This window comes from Micromonospora sp. Utrum1 (assembly GCF_057197805.1).
Window position 1 is genome coordinate 1,659,528 of record NZ_CM170071.1, and the last position, 26,618, is coordinate 1,686,145.

General features: G+C 72.8%; 24 protein-coding genes and 2 pseudogenes. 18 read left to right on the plus strand and 8 right to left on the minus strand.

Annotated features, from left to right (window positions below; translation table 11 throughout):
- Window positions 1–377: 377 nt before the first annotated feature.
- The 3 genes and pseudogenes from AC0OLQ_RS08180 to AC0OLQ_RS08190 form a co-directional block, all read left to right on the plus strand.
- Window positions 378–584: pseudogene (locus AC0OLQ_RS08180) on the plus strand (LAGLIDADG family homing endonuclease); the annotation flags it as partial.
- A gap of 234 nt (window positions 585–818) precedes the next feature.
- A pseudogene (locus tag AC0OLQ_RS08185) lies at window positions 819–2,099 on the plus strand (ATP-dependent DNA helicase RecG); the annotation flags it as partial.
- A 45-nt stretch (window positions 2,100–2,144) separates the two neighbouring features.
- Entirely contained in the window at window positions 2,145–3,065 is a 921-nt protein-coding gene (locus tag AC0OLQ_RS08190) for a serine hydrolase domain-containing protein (RefSeq protein WP_484530840.1), read from the plus strand.
- 51 nt (window positions 3,066–3,116) lie between these two features.
- Here the strand turns inward: AC0OLQ_RS08190 and AC0OLQ_RS08195 are convergent, their stop codons facing one another.
- The gene (locus tag AC0OLQ_RS08195; protein ID WP_484530841.1) at window positions 3,117–4,619 is read right to left on the minus strand and encodes an LPXTG cell wall anchor domain-containing protein; all 1,503 of its coding nucleotides are present in this window, start codon (window positions 4,617–4,619) and stop codon (window positions 3,117–3,119) included.
- A gap of 286 nt (window positions 4,620–4,905) precedes the next feature.
- Here AC0OLQ_RS08195 and rsmD point away from each other — a divergent pair, with 286 nt between their 5' ends.
- From rsmD to AC0OLQ_RS08250, 11 genes are all read left to right on the plus strand, one after another.
- Window positions 4,906–5,469 (plus strand): 16S rRNA (guanine(966)-N(2))-methyltransferase RsmD, encoded by a 564-nt coding sequence (gene rsmD, locus AC0OLQ_RS08200; protein WP_484530842.1) that lies wholly within the window; start codon window positions 4,906–4,908, stop codon window positions 5,467–5,469.
- On the plus strand, window positions 5,466–5,942 hold the full coding sequence (gene coaD / locus AC0OLQ_RS08205; RefSeq protein ID WP_357337983.1) for a pantetheine-phosphate adenylyltransferase: 477 nt from the start codon (window positions 5,466–5,468) through the stop codon (window positions 5,940–5,942). The genes rsmD and coaD overlap by 4 nt, the downstream gene beginning before the upstream one ends.
- Before the next feature lie 147 nt (window positions 5,943–6,089).
- Entirely contained in the window at window positions 6,090–6,587 is a 498-nt protein-coding gene (locus AC0OLQ_RS08210; RefSeq protein ID WP_091312510.1) for an SPFH domain-containing protein, read from the plus strand.
- A gap of 129 nt (window positions 6,588–6,716) precedes the next feature.
- The gene (locus AC0OLQ_RS08215; protein WP_357337987.1) at window positions 6,717–7,280 is read left to right on the plus strand and encodes a YceD family protein; all 564 of its coding nucleotides are present in this window, start codon (window positions 6,717–6,719) and stop codon (window positions 7,278–7,280) included.
- Between the two features lie 5 nt (window positions 7,281–7,285).
- A complete protein-coding gene (gene rpmF, locus AC0OLQ_RS08220; protein WP_357337991.1) occupies window positions 7,286–7,459 on the plus strand; it encodes a 50S ribosomal protein L32 in 174 nt (57 codons plus the stop codon).
- Window positions 7,460–7,586: 127 nt separating this feature from the next.
- Window positions 7,587–8,546, plus strand: coding sequence for a phosphate acyltransferase PlsX (locus tag AC0OLQ_RS08225; RefSeq protein WP_484532299.1), 960 nt, complete (start codon window positions 7,587–7,589; stop codon window positions 8,544–8,546).
- Window positions 8,543–9,325 carry a ribonuclease III gene (rnc, locus tag AC0OLQ_RS08230; protein ID WP_484530843.1) on the plus strand — a complete coding sequence of 261 codons (783 nt, stop codon included), beginning with the start codon at window positions 8,543–8,545 and terminating at the stop codon, window positions 9,323–9,325. The genes AC0OLQ_RS08225 and rnc overlap by 4 nt, the downstream gene beginning before the upstream one ends.
- Entirely contained in the window at window positions 9,318–10,175 is an 858-nt protein-coding gene (mutM, locus tag AC0OLQ_RS08235; RefSeq protein WP_357337997.1) for a bifunctional DNA-formamidopyrimidine glycosylase/DNA-(apurinic or apyrimidinic site) lyase, read from the plus strand. Before rnc ends, mutM begins: the two co-directional genes overlap by 8 nt.
- A gap of 236 nt (window positions 10,176–10,411) precedes the next feature.
- Window positions 10,412–12,631: an MMPL family transporter gene (locus AC0OLQ_RS08240; RefSeq protein WP_484530844.1), complete on the plus strand. Its 2,220-nt coding sequence runs from the start codon at window positions 10,412–10,414 to the stop codon at window positions 12,629–12,631.
- Between the two features lie 171 nt (window positions 12,632–12,802).
- On the plus strand, window positions 12,803–14,308 hold the full coding sequence (locus tag AC0OLQ_RS08245) for an MFS transporter (protein ID WP_357338002.1): 1,506 nt from the start codon (window positions 12,803–12,805) through the stop codon (window positions 14,306–14,308).
- A gap of 142 nt (window positions 14,309–14,450) precedes the next feature.
- Complete coding sequence (locus tag AC0OLQ_RS08250) at window positions 14,451–14,915, plus strand: hypothetical protein (RefSeq protein ID WP_484530845.1); 465 nt, start codon at window positions 14,451–14,453, stop codon at window positions 14,913–14,915.
- 51 nt (window positions 14,916–14,966) lie between these two features.
- Here the strand turns inward: AC0OLQ_RS08250 and AC0OLQ_RS08255 are convergent, their stop codons facing one another.
- On the minus strand, window positions 14,967–15,536 hold the full coding sequence (locus AC0OLQ_RS08255; protein WP_484530846.1) for a hypothetical protein: 570 nt from the start codon (window positions 15,534–15,536) through the stop codon (window positions 14,967–14,969).
- A gap of 108 nt (window positions 15,537–15,644) precedes the next feature.
- Window positions 15,645–15,860 carry a helix-turn-helix transcriptional regulator gene (locus AC0OLQ_RS08260; RefSeq protein ID WP_484530847.1) on the minus strand — a complete coding sequence of 72 codons (216 nt, stop codon included), beginning with the start codon at window positions 15,858–15,860 and terminating at the stop codon, window positions 15,645–15,647.
- Window positions 15,861–16,180: 320 nt separating this feature from the next.
- Here AC0OLQ_RS08260 and AC0OLQ_RS08265 point away from each other — a divergent pair, with 320 nt between their 5' ends.
- A complete protein-coding gene (locus AC0OLQ_RS08265) occupies window positions 16,181–16,354 on the plus strand; it encodes a hypothetical protein (protein ID WP_484530848.1) in 174 nt (57 codons plus the stop codon).
- Window positions 16,355–16,386: 32 nt separating this feature from the next.
- Here AC0OLQ_RS08265 and AC0OLQ_RS08270 read toward each other — a convergent pair whose 3' ends face one another.
- Together AC0OLQ_RS08270 and AC0OLQ_RS08275 are read right to left on the minus strand one after the other, a co-directional pair.
- The gene (locus AC0OLQ_RS08270) at window positions 16,387–17,280 is read right to left on the minus strand and encodes an endo alpha-1,4 polygalactosaminidase (RefSeq protein WP_484530849.1); all 894 of its coding nucleotides are present in this window, start codon (window positions 17,278–17,280) and stop codon (window positions 16,387–16,389) included.
- 124 nt (window positions 17,281–17,404) lie between these two features.
- Complete coding sequence (locus AC0OLQ_RS08275; RefSeq protein WP_484530850.1) at window positions 17,405–18,721, minus strand: CAP domain-containing protein; 1,317 nt, start codon at window positions 18,719–18,721, stop codon at window positions 17,405–17,407.
- A 373-nt stretch (window positions 18,722–19,094) separates the two neighbouring features.
- On the opposite strand from AC0OLQ_RS08275, the gene AC0OLQ_RS08280 reads away from it, so the two are divergent.
- The 3 genes from AC0OLQ_RS08280 (at window position 19,095) to AC0OLQ_RS08290 (ending at window position 23,808) form a co-directional block, all read left to right on the plus strand.
- A complete protein-coding gene (locus AC0OLQ_RS08280; protein WP_030487463.1) occupies window positions 19,095–19,289 on the plus strand; it encodes a hypothetical protein in 195 nt (64 codons plus the stop codon).
- A 302-nt stretch (window positions 19,290–19,591) separates the two neighbouring features.
- Window positions 19,592–23,191, plus strand: a complete 3,600-nt coding sequence (gene smc, locus AC0OLQ_RS08285) for a chromosome segregation protein SMC (protein ID WP_484530851.1) — start codon at window positions 19,592–19,594, stop codon at window positions 23,189–23,191.
- On the plus strand, window positions 23,188–23,808 hold the full coding sequence (locus AC0OLQ_RS08290) for an HAD-IA family hydrolase (protein WP_484530852.1): 621 nt from the start codon (window positions 23,188–23,190) through the stop codon (window positions 23,806–23,808). Before smc ends, AC0OLQ_RS08290 begins: the two co-directional genes overlap by 4 nt.
- A gap of 66 nt (window positions 23,809–23,874) precedes the next feature.
- Here the strand turns inward: AC0OLQ_RS08290 and AC0OLQ_RS08295 are convergent, their stop codons facing one another.
- The 3 genes from AC0OLQ_RS08295 to AC0OLQ_RS08305 are packed head-to-tail and all read right to left on the minus strand — an operon-like array spanning window position 23,875 to window position 26,560.
- Window positions 23,875–24,405, minus strand: coding sequence for a DinB family protein (locus AC0OLQ_RS08295; RefSeq protein WP_484530853.1), 531 nt, complete (start codon window positions 24,403–24,405; stop codon window positions 23,875–23,877).
- Window positions 24,406–24,447: 42 nt separating this feature from the next.
- Window positions 24,448–24,936: a universal stress protein gene (locus AC0OLQ_RS08300; RefSeq protein WP_484530854.1), complete on the minus strand. Its 489-nt coding sequence runs from the start codon at window positions 24,934–24,936 to the stop codon at window positions 24,448–24,450.
- 4 nt (window positions 24,937–24,940) lie between these two features.
- On the minus strand, window positions 24,941–26,560 hold the full coding sequence (locus tag AC0OLQ_RS08305) for an MDR family MFS transporter (protein WP_484530855.1): 1,620 nt from the start codon (window positions 26,558–26,560) through the stop codon (window positions 24,941–24,943).
- Between the last annotated feature and the right edge of the window lie 58 nt (window positions 26,561–26,618).

Sequence of the window (26,618 nt, forward strand, 5' to 3'; positions counted from 1 at the left end):
TCAACACTACCGTCCGAAGAGACCGCGGAAATCCACTGAAGGCTCTCACGACCGGCGAGATCGCGGCCGATCTGAAGGTGGCAAGCGGGTCTTCCAAATGGTACCTGCCGATGATCGCACCGCCCGAACTCGACTGCTTCCTCGATCGTCCGCTCGACCCATACCTTCTCGGCGTGCTCATCGGCGATGGCTGTCTGCGAAATGGCCGGGTGATGGTCACCACCTCCGACGCGGAGATCGTTTGCGAGACGATTGCTCGCCTGCCCGGCGGCTGCCACCTTGCGAAGCCTGACTACAGCCGGAAGTATGACTGGTTCATCGTGGGATGCCGACGTGGCAAGAACCCGGTGATTGAGCTTCTCACGTCCCTCGGCCTCATGGGGCACGGTGCCCATGACAAGTTCATCCCGCGTGCCTACCTTGTCGCTCCTGTCGCCGTACGACATCTCCTTCTACAGGGCCTCCTGGATACGGACGGGACCATAGACCGGAGGTCAGGATCGAACGTTTCCTTCCTGACTGCCTCCGAGCGGCTTGCATCAGGCGTCCGATGGCTTGTCCAGTCATTGGGTGGAACCTGCCGTATCCACTCCGTGACGAAGGTCGGGCGGCAATATTTCCAGGCGAGCATTCGACTTCCGAACGAGTTTCCGCCGTTTCGGCTCCAGCGCAAGGCGGCTCTCGTTCGAACGAGAACCAAGTACGCCGAGCCGGTGCGCGCGATCCGGTCGGTCGAATATGCTGGCAGGAAGCAAATGCAGTGCATATCCATCGCACACTCCAGTCAGCTGTATGTGACTGACGGCTTCGTCGTCACGCACAACACCGTGGTGGCGTTGCGGGCCATGCTCCAGGTGGTCGACGCGGGCGGGCAGGCCGCGCTGCTCGCCCCGACCGAGGTGCTCGCCGCCCAGCACCACCGGGGCATGCTCGACCTGCTCGGGCCCCTCGCGCAGGCCGGCGAGCTGGGCGCCGCCGACGACGCCACCCGGGTCGAGCTGATCACCGGCTCGCTCGGCGCGGCCGCCCGGCGGCGGGCGCTCACCGAGGTGGCCGAGGGGCGCGCCGGCATCGTGCTCGGCACCCACGCCCTGCTCTACGAGGGGGTCGACTTCCACGACCTGGGGCTGGTGGTGGTCGACGAGCAGCACCGGTTCGGCGTCGAGCAGCGGGACGCGCTGCGGGCCAAGGCCGACCAGCCGCCGCACGTGCTCGTCATGACCGCCACCCCGATCCCGCGCACGGTCGCCATGACCGTCTACGGCGACCTGGAGATCTCCACCCTGTCCCAGCTGCCGCAGGGCCGCTCGCCGATCGCCTCGCACGTGGTGCCGGCCGCCGAGAAGCCGGCCTTCCTCGACCGGGCCTGGCGCCGGCTGCGCGAGGAGGTCGCCAAGGGACACCAGGCGTACGTGGTCTGCCCGCGGATCGGGGAGGGCCCGGCCTCGGACGAGGAGGCGCCGCGGGAGGACGACAGCGGCCGCCGGCCCCCGCTGGCGGTGACCGAGGTGGCCCCGCTGCTCGCCGAGGGGCCGCTGCACGGGCTGCGGATCGGGGTGCTGCACGGGCGGCTGCCGGCCGACGAGAAGGACGCGGTGATGCGCTCCTACGCCGCCGGTGACCTGGACGTGCTGGTGGCGACCACGGTGGTCGAGGTGGGCGTGAACGTGCCCAACGCCACCGTGATGATCGTGCTGGACGCCGACCGGTTCGGCGTCTCCCAGCTGCACCAGCTGCGCGGCCGGGTGGGCCGGGGCTCGGCCGCCGGCCTCTGCCTGCTGGTCACCGAGGCGATGGAGGGGTCCCCGGCCCGGGAACGGCTGGATGCGGTCGCCTCCACCACGGACGGGTTCAAGCTCGCCGAGCTGGATCTGGAGCAGCGCCGGGAGGGCGACGTGCTGGGCGCCACCCAGTCCGGCCGCCGGTCCCACCTGCGGCTGCTGTCGCTGCTGCGCGACACCGACCTGATCCGGGACGCCCGGGCCGAGGCCATCACCCTGGTCGAGGAGGATCCGGAGCTGGCCGGGCACCCGGCGCTGGCCGCCTCGGTGGCCGCCCTGGTCGACGAGGAACGGGCCGAATACCTGGAGAAGGGCTGATCCGGCCGTCCCCACCGGGTGGCGGGCCGGGCCTAGGCTCGGGCGATGTCCACTCTCTCCCTCGACCGTGGCGTGCTCCTGGTGGCCCGTGGCGACGACCTCCAGGTGGAGCGCGTCGCCGGCCGGGCCGATGCCGGATCGCCCTGCACGCCATCGACCCGGTTCCAGATCGCCTCGATCAGCAAGCAAATGGCGGCCGCCGCCGTGCTGCTCCTCGCCGAGCGGGGCGCGCTGCGCCTGGATGATCCGATCGGTCGCTGGCTGCCGGACCCGCCGGCGGCCTGGTCCGGGATCACCCCGCACCACCTGCTCACCCACACCTCCGGTCTGGGTCATTGGGAGGACTACCCGATGATCGACCTGGCCGCGCCGGCCGAGCCGGACAAGTTGCTGGCCGTCTTCGCCGGCCTGCCGCCTTTGTTCGCCCCCGGGACCGGCTGGCACTACAGCAGTCCCGGCTACGTCCTGCTGGCCCGGGCCGTCGAGCGCGCGTCCGGCCGGCCGTACGCCGCGTTCCTCGCCGAGGAGGTCTTCGCGCCGCTGGGCATGACGGGCAGCTTCGCCGGTGCCGCCGCCGGGCGGGACGACGTGGCGACGGGGCACGAGGGCGGCCGGCCGGTGCCGTCCTGGGACCTGGACACGGTGAGCATGGGCGCCGGGGACGTCTGGTGCACCGGGGCGGATCTGCTCACCTGGCTGGACGTGCCACGCCGGGGCCGGCTGCTCGGGCACGCCGCGGCGGCCGCGATGACCGCCCCGCACGCGCCCACCGGCCGCCCGGGCGAGTCGTACGGCTACGGCTGGTTCGTCGGCCCGCTGGCCGGGGAGCGGGCGGTGCATCACTCCGGGGACAACGGCGGCTACAAGGCGTTGGCGGCCTGGTTCCCCGACTCCGACCGGCGTCTGGTGGTGCTGACCAACCAGGCGGAGATCGACCGCGCGTTGCTGCAGGCGGCGGTGGAATGAGCCGAGGGCGCGCCGGCCGGATGGTCGGCGCGCCCTCGGGTCGGGCGTACGTCAGGCGGTGAAGCGGATCCGCCGCCGTCGGGTCACGACGAAGAGCACCGCGCCGGCCGCCACCAGGGCACCGGCCACGGCCGCCATGACGCCGGCCGCCGCGCCGGTCACCGGCAGGCCCGGCTCCCCGCCACCGCTGCCGCCGCAGTTCCCCTCGGGGGCGTAGACCGCCTGCATCTCCAGGTCCAGGTCGGGCAGGGCCACGGTGGCCTGCTCGTCCCTGCCGGCCTTGAAGGTCACCTTCTCGGTCCCGCCCGGCGCGACCGTCCGGGTCTCGGTGCGCCCGCCGTAGGTCAGCTCGGCCTTCACCGGCAGGCCACCCTTCGGGTTGGCCACCGTGAGGACGAAGCTGTCGCAGTCGGCGTCGGTGGCCACCGTGGGCAGCGCGCAGTCCTCCGGGCGCTGCCAGGAGTAGCTGCCCTTGTCCAGCACCTTGCCGTCGACCAGCACCTCGACGGTGCCGGCGTTCGCGGCCGGGACGACGGTGTCGGTGTTCGCCTTGCCCGGCTCGACGGTCACCTTCTTCGACCAGCCGTTCGCGCCGCGCACCTCGAACTCGACCGGGTAGCGGCTCAGGCTGCCGTCGTTGCTCAGCGCCACGGTGACCGTGCCTTCGCAGTTGGACGTGAAGAGCGAGGCGGGGTTGGTGCAGCCGCGGTTGCCGCCGTTGTACCAGCCCTGCGGACCGTGCGACCGGTTGCCGGGTGCGCCGGGGCCGCCGAGCTTGAGGTTGCCGTAGCGCTTGCCGTCCTCGGTCAGCGGGTCGATGACCTGGCTGGTGCCACCCCAGATGAGGTCCACCTGGGTGTTGCAGTCGGGCAGGTCGACCTTGAGGTCGATCGAGGTCTTCGTGCCGCCGATCCAGTCGCTGGCCGGGGTGCCGTACACGTACTGCGGGGTGGCGAACCGCGGCCGCGGGGCGAAGTACGAGACGAGGGTGAACCACTGCCTGCCCGCGCCGCAGAGCGGCAGGTCACCGTCGAGCTTGACCGTGGCGGTGCCCTTCGGGCCGTCGAAGGTGTGGCTGTAGGTCGCCTTGTCGAGGTCCACGCACTTTGGCGCGGGGGCGCAGGGCGCGTCCCGGGTCAGGTCGACGGTGCCGGTGTCGGTGTGGTCCTTGCCGTTCTGCTTCCACAGCGCGTAGATGGTCAGCGAGGCCGACCGGGTGTCGCCGGGCACCCGCTGGACCGCCTGGACCGAGCCGCCGTCGGGGACGACCGCGCCCTCCAGCGGGATGGCGGACGCGCCCTCGACGGCGACGGTCACGTCGGTCTTCGGGTTCGGGGTGACCTGCTGGAGCGTGGCGGCCTTTTCCCGCTCGCTGTTCTCCACCGTCCAGGTCAGGACCCGCTCGCCGGTGAGCTGGTCGCAGGCGGAGGTGGCGTGGACGGTGGTGTGGTGGGCGCTGGCGGGTGCGGAGACCGCCACGGCCCCGGCGAGGCCGAGCAGGGCGGCGCCCAGCACGGCGAGCGGTCGCCGTGGCGACAGCCTGGTACGGATCACGGGTACTCCCGGATTTGAGGGGTTCGGGGTGGTCGCGTCGGCCGGGGGCGCCCAGGGTTGCGGGGGCGGCGCCGTCCCGACGCCGGTGCCGGCGAGGCGAGCCGACAACCGGGCAGACCCTAGCGAAATCGACACCGCGGGCGTTACGGCAATCGACGGCTCGTAAAGGGTCTGTGATGAATTTGAGATCATTGATATACGGCAGGTGAGCGCCCGTCGCGCCGGGTGGTCCCCCCGGCCCCGTCCGATGGTCGCGTAGCGTCAGGGGCATGTGCGGGAGCAGAGGGTGACCCGGATCGTGGCGGGGACGCTCGGCGGCCGGCGGATCGCCGCGCCGCCCGGCGCCGGCACCCGGCCGACCTCGGACCGGGTCCGGGAGGCGCTGTTCAGCGCGGTGCAGGCCGAGCTGGATCTCGACGGGGCCCGCGTCGCCGATCTCTACGCCGGTTCCGGCGCGGTCGGGTTGGAGGCGCTGTCCCGGGGTGCCTCGCACGTGCTGCTCGTCGAGTCGGACGCCCGGGCGGCCCGGGTCATCCGGGAGAACATCGCCGTGCTCGGCGCCGCCCCGGCCGCCCGCCTGGTCACCGGCAAGGTGGCCACCGTGCTCGCCGCCGGTCCGGAGGGCGGGCCGTACGACGTGGTCTTCGCCGACCCGCCCTACGCCGTACCCGGCGAGGAGATCAGCGCGATGCTGGCCGCGCTGGTCGGCGGCGGCTGGCTGACCCCGGGCGCCCTGGTGGTCGTCGAGCGGTCCAGCCGGACCGGCCCGGTGGAGTGGGTGGAAGGCATCACTGCCGAGCGCAGCCGCCGCTACGGCGAGACCACCCTTTGGTACGGTCGCCGATCATGAGACGTGCGGTCTGTCCGGGCTCGTTCGACCCGGTCACCAACGGACACCTCGACATCATCGGCCGGGCGAGCCGGCTCTTCGACGAGGTGATCGTCGGTGTGCTGGTCAACCAGTCGAAGCAGGGGCTCTTCACGGTCGAGGAGCGGATCGACATGCTCCGCGAGGTGACCGCCTCGTACGACAACGTGCGGGTCGAGTCGTTCCGCGGCCTGCTGGTCGACTTCTGCCGCGCCCAGCACGCGAGCGTGCTGATCAAGGGCCTGCGCGCGGTCAGCGACTTCGACTACGAGCTCCAGATGGCCCAGATGAACATCGGCCTGGCCGGCGTCGAGACGCTCTTCATGCCGACCAACCCGCTCTACTCCTTCCTCTCCTCCAGCCTGGTCAAGGACGTGGCCAAGTGGGGCGGGGACATCTCCGCGCACGTCCCCGACGTGGTCCGCGAGGAGCTCGTGGCGCGGCTGCGCCCCTGACCGGCGGGCCGGGCCCGGTGGGCGACGCGCCGGGCGGGGGCGGGTGGCGCGGCGTTGGCCGACGCGTTACATGATGTGTGCAGCGCCGAACCCGGGTGCAGGCCGCATCATGAAGGTCGGCCGACGAACGACAGGAGTGAGGTACCGGTGGACCCGCTCGATCGCATCGACGAACTGATCGCCATGGTGGAGCAGGCGCGCTCCGTTCCGATGTCGCGCAACAACTGCATGGTCGACCGGGGTGAGATGATCGCCGCCCTCGACGAGCTGCGCGTGGAGCTTCCCGCCGACCTGCGCCGGGCCGCCGCGCTGCTGGAGGAGCGGGACAAGATCATGGAGGCCGGCAAGCGCGAGGCCGACCGGATCATCAGCGAGGGTGAGGCGGAACACGCCCGCCTGGTCTCGGTCAACGAGATCACCGTCTCCGCCGAGCACGAGGGGGCCCGGATCATCGCCGAGGCCCGGGCCGAGGCCCAGCGCCTGCGCGAGGAGGTCGACGACTACGTCGACACCGCCCTGGCCAACTTCGAGCAGTTCCTGACGCGGGCGCTCGCCTCGATAGAGCGCGGCCGGGACAAGATGCACGCGCTGCGTGAGATCGGCACCTTCGCTGGGGACGAGGCGGATCGCCCGCTACCCTTCTGAGCGGCACGCGGGGGCCGGCAGCCGACAGCCGGCAGCCGACGGGCCGGGGCGGCGACGCCCCCGGTTCGACGGTCCGCCGGTCGTCCAGGTAACCTTTTTTGTCGGCCACTCACCGGCCGGAGTCTGACTATGCCCAAACACTCGCCAAGCCAACTCGACCCCAGGTCGCCGCTGGTCCTCGACACGAGGGACCTGCCGCGTCGGCCTGGCGCGTTGCGTACGGTCAAGCGCGTGGTGCCGGCACCGGCGGACCTCGGCGTGGAGTTGATCACCGTGCCGGAGGGTGCGGACCTCGACCTCGACCTGAGGTTGGAGTCGGTGTCCGAGGGCGTGCTCGTCTCCGGGACCGTCACCGGTCCCGTCAAGGGCGAGTGCGGTCGCTGCCTGCGCGAGATCGACGACTCGGTGGCCGTGACGATCCAGGAGCTGTACGCGTACGAGAACAGCACCACGGACGACACGACCGACGAGGACGAGGTGGGCCGGATGCAGGGCGATCTGATCGACCTGGAGCCGGCGCTGCGGGACGCGGTGGTGCTCGCACTGCCGACCAACCCGCTCTGCCGGGAGGACTGCCCAGGCTTGTGCCCCGACTGCGGGGTGCACTGGGACGATCTGCCGGCCGACCACAGCCATCAGCAGATCGACCCGCGTTGGGCGGGCCTGTCGCAACTGACCCGTAAAGAGGAGTAAGAACCGTGGCCGTCCCCAAGCGCAAGATGTCGCGCAGCAACACCCGCGCCCGCCGGGCGAACTGGAAGGCCACGGCGGTCGCGACCGTGTCCTGCCCGCAGTGCAAGTCGGCCAAGCTGCCGCACGCCGCCTGCTCCGTGTGCGGCACCTACAACGGCCGTCAGGTCCTCGAGGTCTGACCGCCGAGTGACGTCCCCGACCACTGGTCGGGTGGCGCACGCACCAAGGCTCTCGCCCGGTGCCCCGGCTCCCTCCGCCGCCGGCCGTTCCCCGGCCGGCACGGCGACGGAGCCGGGCACCGCGCGGATCGCCGTCGACCTCCTCGGCGGGGACGATGCTCCCGCCGTCGTGGTTGACGGCGCTCTGCGGGCGGTGCGTACCGACCCTGACCTGCATCTGCTGCTCGTCGGACCGACCGAGGTCGCCGACGGGCTGATCGGTGCGCTCGACCCGGAGCAGCGCACCCGGGTCACCGTCCGCCCGGTGCGGACCGTCGTCGGCATGGCCGACCATCCCACCGCCGCGCGCGGGGAGAGCACCGTCCGCGCCGCCGTGCATGCCGTCCGCGACGGGTTCGCCGACGCGCTCGTCTCCGCCGGCTCGACCGGCGCCACCGTCACCGCCGCCGCGCTCGGCCTCGGTCGCTGGACCGGGGTACGCCGGCCCGCCCTGGTCGCCACCCTGCCCGCCGTCGAAGGGCCGGTGGTGCTGCTGGACGTCGGCGGCACGCTGGAACCCGGACCCGCCACCCTGGCCCGGCACGCCGTGCTCGGCGCCGCCTACGCGGCCGTGGCCCACGGCGTCACCGGCCCTCGGGTCGGGCTGCTCTCCGTCGGCACCGAGGCGGGCAAGGGCGACCGGCTGCGCCGCTCCGCCGACCCCGCCCTCGCCGCCGTGCCCCTGCCCTGCGGCGCCCGCTACGTCGGCCTGGTCGAGGGGTACGACGTCTCCCTCGGCGCCCGCGCCGACGTGGTGGTGACCGACGGCTTCACCGGCAATGTGCTGCTCAAGGCCATCGAGGGCGCGTACGCGATGGCCGGCGGGCCCCCGGCGAGCGGCGGCGCGCCGCGCGCGGCGGCCCTGCTCGGGGTGGCCGGCACCGTGGTGGTCTGCCACGGCGCGGCCCGGCCCGAGGACGTCGCTTCGGGCATCGCCCTCGCCGCCCACCTGTGGCGCCGCGGCGCCACCGACACCGTCTCGACCCTGCTCGACGACGTTCCGCACGATCCCGCACCTGACCGCAGAGACACCGAGGTAGCACCATGACCAACGACAAGCGGCGGCGTGCTCCCGTCGGCCACCTGGAGGCGGCCTTCGGGGTGTCGCTCGACCCGGAACTGCTGGAGCGCGCGCTGACCCACCGCTCCTACGCCTACGAGAACGGTGGCCTGCCCACCAACGAGCGGCTGGAGTTTCTCGGCGACTCGGTCCTCGGCGTGGTGATCACCACGGCGCTCTTCCACAACCACCCGGACCTGCCCGAGGGGCAGCTCGCCAAGCTGCGGGCCAGCGTGGTCAACATGCGCGCGCTCGCCGATGTGGCGCGCGGCCTCGGCCCGGACGGGCTGGGCGCGTACCTGCTGCTCGGCAAGGGCGAGGAGGCCACCGGCGGCCGGGACAAGGCCAGCATCCTGGCCGACACCCTGGAGGCGCTGCTCGGCGCGATCTACCTCCAGTACGGCCTGGACACCGCGGCCCTCGTGATCCACCGCCTGTTCGACCCGCTGATGGCGGAGTCGGCCGGCCGGGGCGCGGCGCTCGACTGGAAGACCAGCCTCCAGGAGCTGACCGCGGCCCTGGCGCTGGGCGTCCCGGAATACCGGATCGAGGGCACCGGCCCGGACCACCTCAAGACCTTCACGGCCTGGGTGGTGGTGGCCGGTAACCGCTACGGCGGCGCGGAGGGGCGCAGCAAGAAGGAGGCCGAGCAGCGGGCCGCCGAGTCGGCCTGGCGGATGCTGACCGAGCAGGCCGCCGCGAAGGCCGCCGCCGACGGGGCCGAGCCGGCGGGCGACCCCGCCGAGACCGGTGCCGGCCGTGCCTGAGCTGCCCGAGGTCGAGACCGTCCGGCAGGGGCTGGCCCAGTGGGTCGTCGGCCGGCGTATCACCTCCGTCGAGGTGCGCCACCCGCGGGCGGTCCGCCGGCACGAGCCGGGCGGCGAGCATTTCGCCGACGTACTGGCCGGTCGGACGATCACGGACGTGCGGCGCCGGGGCAAGTACCTGTGGCTGCCGCTGGACAGCGGGGACGCCCTCATCGGGCACCTCGGCATGTCCGGCCAGCTGCTGCTCCAGCCGGTCGGCGCGGCCGACGAGCTGCACCTGCGGGTCCGGTTCCGGTTCGCCGACGACGGCCCGGAGTTGCGCTTCGTCGACCAGCGCACGTTCGGCGGGCTGTCGGTCTCCGAGGGCGGGGCCGAGCTGCCGGCCGAGATCGCGCACATCGCCCGGGACCCGATGGACCCGGAGTTCTCCGACGCCGGCTTCGTGGCGGCGCTGCGGAAGCGGCGGACCGAGGTGAAGCGGGCGCTGCTCGACCAGACGCTGATCTCCGGCGTCGGCAACATCTACGCCGACGAGGCGCTGTGGCGGGCCAAGCTGCACGGCACCCGGCCGACCGACGCGCTGACCGGTCCGGCGGCCGCCCGGCTGCTCGGCCACGTCCGCGACGTGCTCGGCGAGGCGATCAAGCAGGGCGGCACCAGCTTCGACGAGCTCTACGTCGACGTCAACGGCCAGAGCGGCTACTTCGACCGGTCGCTGAACGCGTACGGCCGGGAGGGGGAGCCATGCCCGCGGTGCGGGACGCCGATCCGGCGCGAGGCGTTCATGAACCGTTCGTCCTACAGTTGCCCGCGCTGCCAGCCCCGCCCCCGGGTCAGCCTCCGGGGATGACCCCGAGCCGGCTCGGGGTTGCGCCGGTGTGCCTCGCCGGCCGCTGCCCGGCGGGTCCCCGGGTCGTACCCTGAAAAGCCCGTTCTGTCCGGTTGGCCGACCGGTTTCGGGCCGCCCGGTCGGAGTCGACCGGATGGGGGACGAGCCGGGGCCGTTCCCCGATGCCGGGGCCCGGCCCACTCCCTAGCGTCAGCAGACGTCGGCACAGGGCCGACGTCTGGAGGGGGATCCCAGGTATGGGCAGGCGACCGGTGACCGTGCGGCTGGCACGGTGGAGTGCGGAGCACCCCTGGCGGGCCATCGCGCTCTGGGTGGTGTTCGTGGCGGTGTGCTTCGTCGGCGGCAACGCCGCCGGCCTCAACGAGGCGACCGACGACGACCAGGCGATCGGCGAGTTCGGGCGGGCCCAGCTGATTGTCGACAGCGGTGGCTTCCACGAGCCGGCCACCGAGAACGTGCTGATCACGCCCCGCTCGGGCACACTCGACCCGGCCGCCGCGAAGGCCGCGGCCGACGACGCGGCGGCCCGGCTGCGGCAGGTCGACGGGGTGACCTCGGTGGGCGCGCCGATGCCGTCCCGCGACGGCAACGCGGTGCTCGTGCCGATCACCATGTCGGGCGACCCGGAGACCGCCTCCGACCGGGTGCAGCCGCTGCGCGACACCACCGCGAAGGTCCAGGAGGCGCACCCGGCGCTGCGGGTCGAGCAGGTCGGCGGCCCGTCGATCGGCCAGGCGCTCGACGACACCCTCGGCAAGGACTTCAAGCGGGCGGAACTGCTCAGCCTGCCGGTCACCCTGGCCATCCTGATCATCGCGTTCGGCGCGCTGATCGCGGCCGGCGTGCCGGTGCTGCTCGCGCTCTCCTCGGTGGCCGCGGCCATGGGGCTCTCCACCCTCGCCTCGCACCTGGTGCCGGCCACCGACACCACGGCCAGCGTGATCCTGCTGATCGGCATGGCGGTCGGCGTGGACTACTCGCTCTTCTACGTCCGGCGCGAACGCGAGGAGCGGGCCAAGGGCCGCTCCGGGCTCGACGCGGTGGAGATCGCGGCGGAGACCTCCGGGCACGCCGTGGTGGTCTCCGGCACCGCCGTGATCATCTCGATGGCCGGGCTGCTGCTCGCCCAGGACGCCATCTTCTCGTCGCTCGCCGTCGGCTCGATCCTGGTGGTCGCGGTCGCGGTGATCGGTTCGCTGACCGTGCTGCCGGCGCTCCTGGCCAAGCTGGGCCGCTGGGTCGACCGGCCCCGGGTGCCGCTGCTGTGGCGGCTCACCGCGCCGCGCGTCGGGCGGCACGGCCAGCCGGCCCGGCCCCGGTTCTGGCCGGCCGTGCTGAAGCCCGCGCTGCGCGCGCCACTGGCCACCCTGGTGGTCTCGGTCGGGCTGCTGCTGGCCCTGGCCGCCCCGGCGCTGGGTATGAAGCTGAAGTTCCCCGGCATGGAGGACGTGCCCCGCACCACGGCGGCCATGCAGGCGTACGACCGGCTCACCGCGGCCTTCCCGAGCAACGGCACCAGCCACACCGTGGCGGTGCGGGCGCCGGCCGAGCAGGCCGACCGGGTGCGGGCCGCGCTGACCGGGCTGGCCGACCGGGCCGCCGCCGACCCGCTCTTCGCGCCGGCCGAGGGGGACGGCCCGAAGATCCAGGTGTCGGCCGACCGGCGGGTGTCGGTGCTGGAGGTGGCCACGCCGTACGCCAGCCGCACCGACGAGGCGTCCCGCTCCCTGCACGAGCTGCGCCGGGACCTGGTGCCGGCCGCGCTGGGCGGCATCCCCGGCGTCGAGTACGCGGTCGGCGGCGGGGTGGCGGCCAGCGAGGACTACGCGGACCACATCTGGGCGAAGCTGCCCCTGGTGGCGGCCTTCGTGCTGGCGCTGACCTTCCTGGTGATGGCCTGGACGTTCCGGTCGGTGGTGGTGGCGCTCACCTCGATCCTGCTGAACCTGCTCTCCGCGGGTGCCGCGTACGGCCTGCTGGTGCTGGTCTTCCAGGGCGACTGGGCGGAGGGGCTGCTCGGCTTCACCTCGATGGACGCGATCGTCACCTGGCTGCCGATGTTCCTGTTCGTGGTGCTGTTCGGGCTCTCCATGGACTACCACGTCTTCGTGGTCAGCCGGATCCGCGAGGGGATCCGCCAGGGGATGTCGAACAAGGACGCGGTGGCGTTCGGGATCACCTCCTCGGCGGGGGTGGTGACCAGCGCGGCGATCGTCATGGTCGGGGTCTTCTCGATCTTCGCGACGCTGAGCACCATCGATTTCAAGCAGCTCGGCATCGGGCTGGCCGCGGCGATCCTGCTGGACGCCACGATCATCCGGGCGGTGGTGCTGCCCTCGCTGATGACCCTGCTGGGCGACGCGAACTGGTGGGCGCCGCGGTTCCTGCGCGGCAGGGCGGCGACCCCGCCCGCCGAGCCGCCCGCGCGGGCCCCGGAGCTGGTCGGCGCGCGCTGACGGGGGAACGGGGGAGGGCGGGCCGATCCGGCCCGCCCTTCGTCGGGTGACCGGGGCGTCACGGCAGGATTAATCGACGCGGGGGCGGGGCATGTGGGCGGCCATGGACGAACAGCTCACGCCGGCGGCCCGTCGTCGCGCCCCGGCCCTCGCCGCCCCCGGGAGCGCGTCATGAGCACCGACGTGCGGACCGGCACCGTACGGACCAACGTCCCGGCCCGCCTGGACCGGCTGCCGTGGTCCCGCTGGCACTGGATGATCGTGATCGGCCTCGGCACGGTGTGGATCCTCGACGGCCTCGAGGTGACCATCGTCGGCAACCTGTCCGGCAAGCTGGCCGAGCCGGGCAGCGGCCTGAGCATCACCCAGAGCCAGGTCACCGGCCTGGCCGCCGCGCTCTACGTGGCCGGCGCCTGCACCGGCGCGCTCTTCTTCGGCTGGCTCACCGACCGGTTCGGGCGCAAGAAGCTGTTCCTGCTGACCCTCGGGCTCTACCTGGTCGCCACCGCGCTGACCGCGCTCTCCTTCGACACCTGGTGGTTCTTCCTGTTCCGGTTCCTCACCGGCATGGGCATCGGCGGCGAGTATGCGGCCATCAACTCGGCGATCGACGAGCTGATCCCGGCGCGGCACCGCGGCCGGATCGACATCATCATCAACGGCACCTTCTGGCTCGGGGCGGCGCTCGGCGCGTTGCTGACCGTGCCGCTGCTCAACGGCCTGCCGACCAACCTCGGCTGGCGGGTCGCCTTCGGTCTGGGCGCGGTGCTCGGCGTGGTGATCCTGCTGGTCCGCCGGCACGTCCCGGAGAGCCCACGCTGGCTGTTCATCCACGGGCGGGCCGACGAGGCGAACCATCTGGTCGACTCGGTCGAGGCCGAGGTGAAGCGGGAGACCGGCAAGGAGCTCACCGAGGCCGACAACTGGATCGAGATCAGGCAGCGGAAGAGCACCAACTTCCTGGAGATCGCGAAGACCCTGTTCGCCCGCTACCCGAAGCGCGCCACGCTCGGCTTCGCGCTCTTCATCGGGCAGGCGTTCCTCTACAACGCGATCACCTTCGGCTTCGCCCAGATCCTGCAGACCTTCTTCGAGGTCCCGCCGGGCAACAGCGGCTATTACTTCGCGGTGATCGCGGTCGGCAACCTGCTCGGCCCGCTGCTGCTGGGCCGGCTCTTCGACACCGTCGGCCGGGTGCCGATGATCGCCGGCTCGTACATCGGCTCGGGCGTGCTGCTGCTCGGCACCGCCTGGCTGTTCCACTCGGGCGTGCTCAATGCGGTGACCATGACCGCCTGCTGGTGCGTGGTGCTCTTCTTCGCCTCGGCCGGCGCCAGCGCCGCGTACCTGACGGTCAGCGAGATCTTCCCGATGGAGACCCGGGCCATGGCCATCGCGTTCTTCTACGCGCTCGGCACCGCCGCCGGCGGCATCACCGGCCCGCTGCTCTTCGCCAAGCTGGTCGGCACCGGCAAGGTCGGCGACACCGTGGTCGCCTTCGTCGTCGGCGCCATCGTCATGATCATCGGCGGTCTGGTGGAACTGACCCTCGGCGTCAAGGCCGAGGGGAAGTCCCTGGAGGACCTGGCCACCCCGCTCAGCGCCGAGCACGCCGGCATCCCGGGGCAGCGCGGCGCCGGCGCCCCCGCCCCGGTCACCGGCGGCGCCCCCGGCTGACCGCCGCCGCTCCCCCCGGCGCCGCCCCCGCCCGTCCAGGCCGGGGGCGGCGTCGCTTTTCCAGGGGTACGCGCACCGCGTCGCGCCCCGGCTGCCGCCGGCTCCCGGTGTCCTGTGCCCGAGGGATGTACGGTCCATCGCCATGAGCTACGACCTGATCTTCGTGCCCCGACGTGACGACCAGTCCTGGGATGACGCGTTGGAGGCGGCAGAGGAGTCCGACGGCGACGAGCGGCCGAGCAGTGAGGCCTGGGCCCGAGTGGTGGCAGCGGCGCGGCAGGTCCTTGGTGACGTTTCCGTGTTCGAAGGGGCTCACAACTACGAGCTGACTCACGAGCGGACCGGGATCCCGGTCAGCTACTACTCCGAGGAGGCTGGGATCACGGTCCCCTACTGGTACCGGGGCGGAGATGCTCGGGCCGTCGTCACGGCGATGTATCGGCTCGGCGAAGCCGTGCAGGCGGTCACTGGCCTACCTGGGTACGACCCCCAGCTGGAGCTGCCACTGTCGGAGGCCGCCGCGGAGCCGGAGCTCGCCGTCAAGGCGTTCGACGAGGTCGCAGCGTCCTTCGCGAGACGAGGAATCTCCAGTCCCAGCAACGACTGAGGTGACACGGGCTGACGCTGGGCGGCCTCAATCCTCACCTCTCAGAGATAGTCACGCCAGAAGGGCACAGTCACCCCTGGGCTCTCGGAACTCCTGATCGATGTAGTGGGCGAGGTCGTTGCCGTACACGATGGTGTCGGTCAGTCGGTGGATGGAGAGCACGGGGTGCCCGGAGGAGCCGCGGCCGGCCGGCAGGTAGCGGTGGGCGTACACGGGAACCATCCGGGGGACGTCGGCAAGAAGGCGCTTCGCCTTGGCCAGGCGCAGGGCGAGGTCGTGAGGGCGACGGCGCCACCCGGGTGACCACTCGCCGTTCTGGATGCCGTCGAGCGCGGTTGTGAGCGGCCAGTCGACCTGCTCGCGCAGGGTGGTGGAGTCGAGCTGGCGCCAGTTCGGCCAGCCCCAACTGGCCTTGTCCGGGGAGTCGTCGCGGCCAGCCGTCCAGACCGGCAGCCCGGCCGCGAGAAAGGCGCGGTGATCGTCGGCGAACTCGAGGCCGAATCGTCGTTCGATGCTGCCGAACTCGGCGTCGGTGAGCCCGGGTTGGATGTCCACCATCCCCAGGTGAGCCAACCGGCGAGCGGCCTCGATACCCAGCGCGACACCGGCATCGTCTGTCACCGGCGAAGCTTAGCGATCCGGCCGCCGCACGCGTACGGGTAACGGACGGCGGAAGCAGCAGCACCCAGCCGAATCGCCAGGCCGACTGAGACGCCTTGCCGGTAGCTGTCAGGCCGGTGTGTCGTCCTCGGTGGGGCGTGGCTGGCGGTACTCCGTGATCCAGCGCTCGACGTCGTCGGCCAGCCACACCTTCATGCCGCGCAGTTCCTGGTACGGCTTCGGGAAGGTGGGATACCTGGCGAGCTGTTGGAACCGCTGCCGCGACACGCCCAGGCGCTGGGCAATCTCGTAGGGCCCCATGAGCTGCCCCGGCCCTCGGTCCATGGCCCGAAGGTAGGTAGGCGGTTGCTAGTCTATTGGCTATTGCCAGTTGACTAACCAGTTGGCTGACCGGCATCGTGGTCGTATGCCGCGAAAGACCCGCAGCCCATGACTGATCACGGGCCCGTTCAGCCGATCTGGAACTGCGCGGGGTCCTGCCTGCCCTGGCCCTGTCCCACGCGCCGCCGCCAACTGCTCATCGAGTACGACGGCGCCCCGGTATCCCTCTCCCTCTACATGGCCTCGCATCTGGTGTCCGCCACTCAGGACATGGGCTGGGCTCCGGCCGGCCCGCTCCACCGTCGCTTCCTCGGCTGGTTGCCGTGAGCGCGATCAAGCCGGGCGACGAGAAGTTCCACTACTCCGACAACTCGCACAGGTGGATTCCACCGGACCCCGACTTCCCGCAGGAGGTGTGGGACGAGATGGTCCGGCAGCACAAGGAGAGGCACCTCCGACCAGCGGGGCAGCCACGCGTCGCACGTCGTTCGATCTGATCAGCGCCCTGGCGTGATCGAGCATCCGCACCTCAGGGCAGGACGCAGGGTTCGCGCCAGGCGTCGAGTTTGCGGTCCTTGAGGATCGAGGCGAAGCCGTAGCCGACCGTGGTGACGCAGAACTCGGCCGGGTCGCCGGTGTATTCCACGTGGAAGACCGGCTTCTGCTCGTCGGTGAAGGGGAGCAGCTTGTCGCACCCGCCGCGGCGGACGCACTCCTGGTTCACCGCGAAGTCGAAGTCGGGAGCGAGCGCCGCCACCTGCGGCAGGTCGTCGACCAGCCCGGGGGAGAGCTCCAGCCGCCGGGCCAGGGCGGCCAGCCGCCGGTTGAACAGCAACTGGTCGTCGAAGGAGAGCGGGAAGCCGGACCGGTGGAGGTAGCCGTCGGCGTCGTCGAACGCCACCGCGCCGAAGCCCTTGCCCCGGCAGAGCCGCAGCCGGTCGGCCAGCACCGGCTCCAGCGAGTCCCACCGGCGGACGTCCAGCCACCGGCTGCCCGGCCGGCCCGGCACCGCCGCCCCGCGTACCGCCGCCGGGAAGCGGGTGGCGTCCGGGTCGGTGGCCGCGTACGTGCCGACCCGGACCTGGCAGACCAGGCGGCGGTTGCGGGCGCGCAGCGCGGCGGTCTCGCCGGAGGTGGTCCGCACCGGGTCGAGCAGGAAGACGTCGGCCTCGACGGTGACGTCCAGCGGGCCGGTGAGCTGCCACTGCCACTGCCAGTGCCCGGCCTGTGCGGCCGGCCACGGGGTGGGTGCCCCGGGCGGGACGAGCGGCTCACGGCAGGCCGGCACCGGGGCGAGCAGCAGCACCGTCAGCAACACCGCCACGCCCCGGCGCGGCCCACGTCGGCGGACGCGGACCGGCCGGGGCGACACGGCCCACGCCGGCCGGATCCGCATCGACAGCTCCCGGGTCGCGGGCGGCACCCCGCCCCCTGCCGGTACGTCTCCGGCGGCCCCGGTGCGCCGGCCACCGGGCCGGCACGGCTCAGGCGTCCCCGGCGTACCTCACCGGGTCAACGAGCGCGGGCCCGGTGACGACGCGCCACGCTCAGCGCGGGGTGCCGAAGTCCTGCGTCCAGTACGGCCCGTTGCTGCGCGCCACGCCCACGCCGATCTCGGTGAACGAGCAGTTCAGGATGTTCGCCCGGTGGCCCGAGGAGTTCATCCAAGCGTCCATCACCGCGGCCGGGCTCTGCTGGTTCCAGGCCACGTTCTCGCCGTACGACCGCCAGGCGTAGCCGACCCGGTCGAGCCGGTCGCCCACGTCGCTGCCGTCGCTGCCGTCGTGCGACATGTTCTTGTGGTCGGCCTGGTCCTGACTGTGCCGCTGGGCGGCGAGCATCAGCTTGTCGTCGATGGTCAGCGCCTTGCAGCCGGCCTTGGCCCGCTCCTGGTTGACCAGGTCGACGACCTCCCGCAGCTCGGCGGTGATCTCCTTGGTCGAGGTCGTCGTGGCGCCCGTGCCGCTCGGCGCGGTGCTCCGCGGCAGCTGCCGGGACGGCGCGGTGGTCCGGCTCGGCTTCGGGGTCGGCTTCTTCGTCGGGCTCGGCTTGGCGCTGGTCGGCGCGGCGCTCGGGCTGGTCGACTCCGGCGCGAGCGCGTCGCCCGCGTCCGCCTCGGTGCCGTCGGACGCGAGCGGCGCGGCGGCCACCGGGGCGTCGGCGGAGGTCCGCTCGGTCGGCTCGTCACCGCCGGGCAGCACCAGGGCGCCCACGCCCAGGCTCACCACGAGGGTCGCCGCGGCGGCGGCCCCACCGATGAGGAGGGGGCGCGGCAGGCGGCGCCGCTGCCGGTGCCGGCCGGTGTCGTCCGTCTGGGCGTCGGTCGCCGGCTGCCAGGGGCCCGCCGGCCGCTCGTCCGCGACCGGCTGCCAGGAGCCCGTCGTCTGCTGATCGGCGACCGGCGGCCACACGGCGGCGGGGTGCTCGTCGGCGACCGGCTGCCAGGCGGCGGTGGCCCGCTCCTCCGGGTGCCAGCCGGCGGCCCGCTCGTAGGGGGACATCGGCCCGACCGGGTGGGCCGCCGGGCCGTACGCCGGTGGCTCGACGGCCGGGGAGTACCCGGTCCGGTCGGCGTCGGCGTACCGCCCGGCGTCGGCCCACCCGGGCGTCCCGGCGTCGGCTGCGGGGAGGTGGCCGCGCTCGGGAGTGGGGTCGTCCCGCCAAGGGGTGGCCGGCGCGTCGGCCCGCCAGACCCCGGTGGGCGCCTCGGTCCAGTCCGGGCCGGGCTGCCCCGGCTCGTCCCCGAAGAGGTACGACGACCGCGGCTCGGGCCGGTCGGTGAGCCAGGCCGGTCCCTCGTCGGTCGGTGGCTCGGGGCGGCGGGGAACGCCATCCGGTTCGATCGGGTCGGTCCAGCGATACACGCCTGTCCCCTCCACGGGTCGGTTGCGGGCCGGGGTGACGCTACGGTCGCGGCGCGAGCTGCGGCAACGTGGCTAAGAAAGAGTTAAGGGGAACCAGACAGCAAGGGTGAGGCGTTCACACATTCCCGGGCGTACAGTAAAGGCGTCCGGACAGAGCGTGTCCGCGCCTTGTGGCAACCCCCCGACAAGTGGACCGGTGGACGTGGAGATGATCTACGGCCTGCGGGAACTTGACGAAGGAGGGGGGTTCGGCTCAATATATAGGTGTCGCCAGTCGCGCCCAGCCATGCCCGGATTTCGCGGGGATGGCAGCCGCGAACATCATGGGCGCGCGTTGGCCGGCCTTTCCGGCAGCGCATATCAAGGAGTCAGCATGGCGAAGGCCCTCTACGGCCACGTAGGTGCAGCGCCCGACCGGCGTCTGCTCGACGAGGTCACCCGACTGCGTTCCAGGGTTCAGGCACTGGAGTTCGAGATCACGCGTCTGCGCGCCGACAACGATCGGCTTGCGGCGGCTGCGGCGGAGGCTGACGACCTCCTCCGACTGGCCGAGCCCGCTCTGACCTGATCTCCGGTTGTCGGAAAACTGAATCGCACCACACAGAAAACGCGCGCCGACACCCAGTGCCGGCGCGCAGCTTTTTGCTTTCCGGACCGCATTCCGCGATCTTGCGGGCCGTCCCGGAATTGCGTCCCGCAATTATGATCTTGCACTTTCCCGTGGCGTGCGCCACATCGCCGGAAACCCGGACAGCTCCGGCACCGGGTGGGTCGCGTACCAGGCACTCCCCGCCCGCGGGTTAGTCTGCGGGTTCACCAGGTCCGCGCAGCCGGCGACGGTACGGCGGCCACCGGACGAGGATCGAGAAGGTGCATCTCAAGAGCCTGACGGTGAAGGGCTTCAAGTCCTTCGCCTCCGCGACGACGCTGAAGCTGGAGCCCGGGATCACCTGCGTGGTGGGCCCGAACGGCTCCGGCAAGTCCAACGTCGTCGACGCCATCGCCTGGGTGCTCGGCGAGCAGGGCGCCAAGGCGCTGCGCGGCGGCAAGATGGAGGACGTCATCTTCGCCGGCACCGCCGGCCGGGCGCCGCTCGGCCGGGCCGAGGTCACCCTCACCATCGACAACACCGACGGCGCGCTGCCGATCGAGTACACCGAGGTCTCCATCACCCGCCGGATGTTCCGCTCCGGCGAGAGCGAGTACGAGATCAACGGCGACTCCTGCCGCCTGCTCGACATCCAGGAGCTGCTCTCGGACTCCGGCATCGGCCGGGAGATGCACATCATCGTCGGGCAGGGCCGGCTCGACGGCATGCTGCACGCCAAGCCGGAGGACCGGCGGGCGTTCATCGAGGAGGCGGCCGGCGTCCTCAAGCACCGCAAGCGCAAGGAGAAGGCGCTGCGGAAGCTGGACGCGATGCAGACCAACCTCAACCGGCTCACCGACCTCACCGCCGAGCTGCGCCGCCAGCTCAAGCCGCTGGGCCGGCAGGCCGAGGTGGCCCGCCGGGCCGCCGCCATCCAGGCCAACCTGCGCGACGCCCGGCTGCGGCTGCTCGCCGACGACCTGCACACCCTGCGCACCACACTGGACCGGGAGATCGCCGACGAGACCGCGCTGCGCGAGCGGCGCGAGCAGATCGAGGCCGAACACGGCGAGGTGCAGGGCCGCCTCGGCGAGCTGGAGGCGGCGCTCGCCGAGGATGCCCCGCTGCTCGCCGCGGCCCAGGACACCTGGTACAAGCTCTCCGCGCTCCAGGAGCGGTTCCGCTCCATCGAGCAGCTCGCCCGGGAACGGCTGCGGCACCTCAGCGCCACCGGCGACGACGAGCGCCCCGGCCGTGACCCGGACCAGCTGGAGGCCGAGTCCCGGCGGGTCCGCGAGCAGGAGGAGGAGCTGCGCGCGGCGCTCACCGAGGACCAGATCCGGCTCGCCGAGGCGGTCGAGCACCGGCAGGAGCTGGAACGGCAGCTCGCCGCCGCGGAGCGGGAACTGGTCGCCGCGGCCAAGGCCATCGCCGACCGGCGGGAAGGGCTGGCCCGACTGACCGGTCAGGTCAACTCCGCCCGGGCCCGGACCACCAGCGCCGGCGAGGAGATCGAACGGCTCGCCGCCGCGCACACCGACGCCCTCGCCCGCGCCGAGAAGGCCCAGGCCGAACTCGACTCGGTCGCCGAGCAGTCCACCGAGGCCGACCGGGACAACGCCGACCTGGACGCCCGGCACGCCGAGGCGGTCGCCGTGCACGAGCAGGCCCAGGCCGCCGTGCGCAGCCTCGCCGACGCCGAGCGAGCCGCCGAGAAGGACGCCGCCACCTGGAAGGCCCGTGAGGAGGCGCTCGCCCTCGGCCTGCGCCGCAAGGACGGCGCGGGCGCGCTGCTGGCCCGCGCCGACCAGGTGCCCGGCCTGCTCGGCAGCCTCTCCGGGCTGCTCACCGTCGCCCCGGGCAACGAGGCGGCGCTCGCCGCGGCGCTCGGCGGGCTCGCCGACGCGGTCGCGGTCAGCGGGGTGGACGAGGCCGTCGAGGCCATGCGGCTACTCAAGATCTCCGACGCCGGCCGGGCCGGTCTGCTGGTCGGCAGCCCCGCCGGCCCCGGCATGGCCGGCTCCGCCGACGCGCTGCGCCCGAAGCTGCCCGACGGCGCCCGCTGGGCCCCCGATCTGGTGGAGTGCTCCGCCGAGATCCGCCCGGCGGTGCACCGGGCGCTGCGCGACGTGGTGCTGGTCGACGACCTCGCCGCCGCGGCCGAACTGGTCGCCGGCAACCCGGAGCTGCGCGCGGTCACCCCCGACGGCGACGTGGTCGGGGCGTACGCGGCGGCCGGCGGGTCGGCCAAGGCGCCCAGCTACATCGAGGTGCAGGCGGCCGTCGAGGAGGCCCGGGCCAACCGGGCCACCGCCGAGCGCGCCAGCGCCGAGCTGCGCGAGCAACTGGTCGAGGCGCGCGCCGAGGTGGCCACGGCCAAGGAGGCCGTGCAGCACGCCGCCGCCGCGAAACGGGAGGCGGAGAGCCACCGCAACGCCGCCTCCCGCCGCCTCGCCGAGCTGGGCGCGGCCGCCCGCTCGGCCAAGGCGGAGACCGACCGGCTCGGCGAGTCCCGGGCCCGCGCCGAGGCGGCCCGGGAACGCGACCTGATGGCCCTCGCCGAGCTGGAGGAGCGGCTCCGGCTGGCCGAGGTCACCCCGCTCGACGCCGAACCGTCCACCGAGGAACGCGACCAGCTCGCCGCCATGGTGCCGCAGGCCCGGCAGAACGAGATGGAGGTCCGGCTCGCCGTGCGTACCGCCGAGGAGCGGGTCTCCTCGATCGCCGGCCGGGCCGACTCCCTCGCCCGGCAGGCGAACGCCGAGCGGGCCGCGCGGGAGCGCGCGGCGGCCCGGCGTGCGGCCCGCACCCGCGGCGCGGAGATCGCCCGGGCCGTGGTCGGCGGCGCCCGCGAGGCGCTCACCCGGCTCACCGTCTCCCTGGCCCGCGCCGAGGAGCACCGCGACGAGGTGGCCCGCGAGCGCGCCGCCCGCGAGGCCGAGCTCTCCGAGGTACGCGGCGCGGCCAAGCGGCTCGGCGCCGAGCTGGAGCGGCTGACCAGCCAGGTGCACCGGGATGAGGTGGCCCGCGCCGAGCAGCGGCTGCGCATCGAGCAGTTGGAGGCGAAGGCGGCCGAGGACTTCGGCCTCGACGTGGCCACCCTGATCGCCGAGTACGGCCCGGACCAGCTCGTCCCGCCCACCGACGCGGATCTCGCGGCGGCGGAGAAGGAGGGCACGCCGGTGCCCGATCCGGTCCGCTACGAGCGGCCGGTGCAGGAGAAGCGGGCCGCCAAGGCGGAGCGGGAGCTGGCCCTGCTCGGCAAGGTCAACCCGCTGGCCCTGGAGGAGTTCGCCGCGCTGGAGGAGCGCTTCAAGTTCCTCTCCGAGCAGCTGGAGGACCTCAAGGCCACCCGCCGGGACCTGCTCACCGTGGTCAAGGACGTCGACGACCGGATCCTGGAGGTCTTCGCCAGCGCGTTCGAGGACACGGCGCGGGAGTTCGAGCAGGTGTTCACCGTGCTCTTCCCCGGCGGCGAGGGTCGGCTGGTGCTCACCGACCCGGAGGACCTGCTCACCACCGGCGTCGAGGTCGAGGCCCGGCCGCCCGGCAAGAAGATCAAGCGGCTCTCGCTGCTCTCCGGCGGCGAGCGGTCGCTGACCGCGGTGGCCATGCTTGTGGCGATCTTCCGCGCGCGACCCAGTCCGTTCTACATCATGGACGAGGTGGAGGCGGCCCTCGACGACGTCAACCTGGGCCGCCTGATCACGCTGCTGGCCCAGCTCCGGGAGAAGAGCCAGCTCATCGTGATCACGCACCAGAAGCGGACCATGGAGATCGCCGACGCGCTCTACGGCGTGACCATGCGCAGCGGGGTCACCCAGGTGATCAGCCAGCGGCTCAACCGGGCCGACGACGAGGGGCAGGAAGACAGCGAGTGAGTCGGGAACGCGCCACGGCGCTCTTGGTGGACTTCGACGGCGTGCTGCGCCGCTGGGACCCGGCGGTCGCCGCCCGGGTCGAGCGGGAGTACGGGCTGAGCGAGGGCGTCCTCGGCGAGATCGCCATGTCCTGGGGGCTGCTCAAGCCGGTGCTCACCGGCACCGTCAGCCACGCCGAATGGATGACCAGCGTGGCCGACGCGCTCACCCCCTCGGTCGGCGACCCGGTCCGGGCCCGCGCCGCGGTGGACGCGTGGCAGCGCTACCGGGGTGAGGTGGACCCCGACATGCTGGCCTTCATCCGGGAGGTCCGGGCCGGCGGCGTCCGGGTCGGGCTCGGCACCAACGCCACCGACGTGCTCGACGCCGACCTGGCCGCGCTGGACCTCACCGACGAACTGGACGTGGTGGTCAACTCCTCGGTGATCGGGGTGCACAAGCCGGCGAAGGAGTACTTCCAGGCGGCCTGCGAGGCGCTGAGGACCCCGCCGGCCCGGGTGCTCTTCGTCGACGACGAGGACCGTGCCGTGGCCGGCGCCCGGGTGGCCGGGCTCTCCGCGCACCGCTGGAGCGGCGCGGCCGACCTGCGCTACCTGCGCGCCGCGCTGGCCTACTGAGCCGGCCCGCCGCCGCGGTGGCGGTCCGCTCGGCCGGGACACCGGCCACCTCGCCGCGCCGGGAATTCAGTCGCCGGTGACGCCGTCGATGCGCTCGCGGATCAGGTCGGCGTGGCCGTTGTGCCGCGCGTACTCCTCGATCATGTGCACGTAGACCCAGCGGACGTTCATCTCGTCGGCGGTGCCGTCGCGGCGAAGGCGCCGGAAGGCGTGGTCCAGCGACAGGCCGGCGGCGGCCTTGCGAGCCGCCTCGACCTCGGCCCGGAAGACGGCGAAGGTCTCCGCCGGGTCCGCGTCGGCCACGGCGTTCAGGTCCGCGTCCGGGTCCTCGTCGCCGTCGTAGAGGCCGCGGATGTCCTCCCCGGCGGCGCGGATCCGGAACCACCAGCGCTCCACGTCGGCCAGGTGCCGGACCAGCCCGAGCAGGGTCAGGCCGGACGGCTCGACGCTCGCCGTCCGGAGCTGCTCGCCGGTCAGGCCGGCGCACTTGTGCAGCAGGGTGTCGCGGTGGTAGTCGAGCCAGCCTTCCAGCATGGTGCGCTCGTCACCGACGTAGGGCTCGTGGCTGCGGTCGATCTCGGGTGCTCTCCAGGTCATCCGGTCATCCTCCGGCCCGGGTACGACAGCCGCGACCGGATTTCAGGGCACCACCACGACCGGCCAGCGGCCGGCGCGGACCAGCCGGGTGGCGACCGAGCCGACCAGCTTGTGGCCGGCCTGCTCGGACGACCCGACCACCACCAGGTCCGCCCGGTGCTCGTCGGCCGCCTTGGACAGCTCGGCGTACGCGTCGCCGCGCCGGCACAGGAAGGTCACCGGCAGGCCCAGCTCCTCCGCGCCGCGCCGGCACTCCTCGCGCAGCTCGGCGGCCAGCTCGTCGTGGGTCTGCTGGACCGCCCCGGCCACCACCCCGGACATGATCCCGGCGTAGGGGGCCGGCGAGCTGACGAAGACCACCACCAGACCGGCGCCCTGCCGGCGGGCCAGCCCGGCCGCGTACGAGCCGGCGCGCAGCGAGGTGCGGCTGCCGTCCACGCCGACCAGCACCACCCGGGGCCCGTCCGTGCCGCGTTCAAACGGCAGCGGCCGGGCCTCCGGGCCGTACTTGTCACGCTCGGGGGCGCTCATCGGGTCAGTCCCGTCCGCCCGTGCGTACCACCGCGGCGCCACCGCCGGCCGCGACGGTCGACTCCCGCTCGACCTCGTCGGAGATCGCGTCGCCGTTGGTCCGGCGCAGCGGCACCTCCTTGATGAAGACCACCGCGAGCAGCGCGATCAGCCCGAACGGGGCGGCGGCCAGGAAGATGTCCCCGGCGCCGTGCCCGTACGCGGCCTCGACGACCGCGCGGATCGGTGCGGGCAGGGTGTGCACGTTCGGGAGGGTACCGCCGCTGCCGGAGCCGGACGCCGGGATGCCCAGACCGGCCAGCCCTTCGGCGAGGTAGTCCTTCACCTTGTGGCCGAGGATCGCGCCGAGCGCGCTCACCCCGATGGCGCCGCCCAGGCTGCGGAAGAAGGCCACCACCGAGCTGGCCGCGCCGAGCTCGTGCGGGCCGACGGTGTTCTGCACGGCGAGGACGAGGTTCTGCATGGTCATGCCCAGGCCGAGGCCGATCAGCGCCATGAACACGGCGAGCCGCCAGTACGGGGTGTCCGCCCGCATGGTGCCCATCAGCGCGAAGCCGACGGTGAGCAGCGCCGAGCCGGTGACCAGGTAGCGCTTCCACTGGCCGGTGTTGGTAATGATTCGGCCGACCACGGTGGAGGCGACCAGCAGGCCGATGATCATCGGCAGGGTCATCAGGCCGGACATGGTCGGGCTCTCGCCGCGGCTGATCTGGAAGTACTGGCCCAGGAAGACCGAGGCGCCGAACATGCCCACGCCGACCGCGATGCTGGCGATCACGGCGAGGGTGATGGTGCGGTTGCGGAACAGACGCGGCGGGATCATCGGCTCGGCGGCCCGGTTCTCCACCCGGAGGGCGAGCGCGCCGAGCAGCACGGCGCCGGCGACCATGACGGCGCTCTGCCAGGACATCCAGGCGTACTTGTCGCCGGCCAGGGTGACCCAGATCAGCAGCAGCGAGACGGCCGCGGTGATCAGGGTGGCGCCCCACCAGTCGATCTTCGCTTCGCGCTTGACCACCGGCAGGTGCAGGGTCTTCTGGAGCACGACCAGGGCGAGGGCGGCGAACGGCACGCCCACGTAGAAGCACCAGCGCCAGCCGAGCCAGTCGGTGTCGACGATGACGCCGCCGATCAGCGGGCCGCCGATGGTGCCGACGGCCATCACGGCGCCGAGGTAGCCGCTGTACCGGCCGCGCTCGCGCGGGGTGATCATCGTCGCCATGATCACCTGGGCCAGGGCGGTGAGGCCGCCCGCGCCGACGCCCTGGAGCACCCGGCAGGCGATGAGCTGGCCGGTGGACTGGGAGAGACCGGCCAGCACCGAGCCCAGCACGAAGATCGTCAGGGCGAGCTGGACCAGGATCTTCTTGCTGGTCAGGTCGGCCAGCTTGCCCCAGATCGGGGTGGTCGCCGTGGTCGCCAGCAGCGTCGAGGTGACCACCCAGGTGTACGCGGACTGGCCGCCGTGCAGTTCGGTGATGATCCGCGGCAGCGCGTTCGAGACGACCGTGGAGGAGAGGATCGCGACGAACATGCCCAGCAGCAGGCCGGAGAGTGCCTCCAGGATCTGCCGGTGGGACATGTCGACGGCGGTCGCCCGGGCGGGCGCTGTCGCCTGCGTCATCGTGGAATGCCTCCGGATAGGACGAGGAAAAAGTTGCTTAGGGCAACCGTATGGCTTG

Coding starts and splice junctions, on each gene's coding strand:
- AC0OLQ_RS08260 (WP_484530847.1), bottom strand. CDS start 15,860: ATGGACCGAGGGCCGGGGCAGCTCATGGGGCCCTACGAGATTGCCCAG.
- AC0OLQ_RS08300 (WP_484530854.1), bottom strand. CDS start 24,936: ATGAGCGCCCCCGAGCGTGACAAGTACGGCCCGGAGGCCCGGCCGCTG.
- coaD (WP_357337983.1), top strand. CDS start 5,466: ATGAGACGTGCGGTCTGTCCGGGCTCGTTCGACCCGGTCACCAACGGA.
- rnc (WP_484530843.1), top strand. CDS start 8,543: ATGACCAACGACAAGCGGCGGCGTGCTCCCGTCGGCCACCTGGAGGCG.
- AC0OLQ_RS08245 (WP_357338002.1), top strand. CDS start 12,803: ATGAGCACCGACGTGCGGACCGGCACCGTACGGACCAACGTCCCGGCC.
- AC0OLQ_RS08280 (WP_030487463.1), top strand. CDS start 19,095: ATGGCGAAGGCCCTCTACGGCCACGTAGGTGCAGCGCCCGACCGGCGT.
- AC0OLQ_RS08215 (WP_357337987.1), top strand. CDS start 6,717: ATGCCCAAACACTCGCCAAGCCAACTCGACCCCAGGTCGCCGCTGGTC.
- AC0OLQ_RS08295 (WP_484530853.1), bottom strand. CDS start 24,405: ATGACCTGGAGAGCACCCGAGATCGACCGCAGCCACGAGCCCTACGTC.
- AC0OLQ_RS08250 (WP_484530845.1), top strand. CDS start 14,451: ATGAGCTACGACCTGATCTTCGTGCCCCGACGTGACGACCAGTCCTGG.
- AC0OLQ_RS08305 (WP_484530855.1), bottom strand. CDS start 26,560: ATGACGCAGGCGACAGCGCCCGCCCGGGCGACCGCCGTCGACATGTCC.
- AC0OLQ_RS08190 (WP_484530840.1), top strand. CDS start 2,145: ATGTCCACTCTCTCCCTCGACCGTGGCGTGCTCCTGGTGGCCCGTGGC.
- AC0OLQ_RS08240 (WP_484530844.1), top strand. CDS start 10,412: ATGGGCAGGCGACCGGTGACCGTGCGGCTGGCACGGTGGAGTGCGGAG.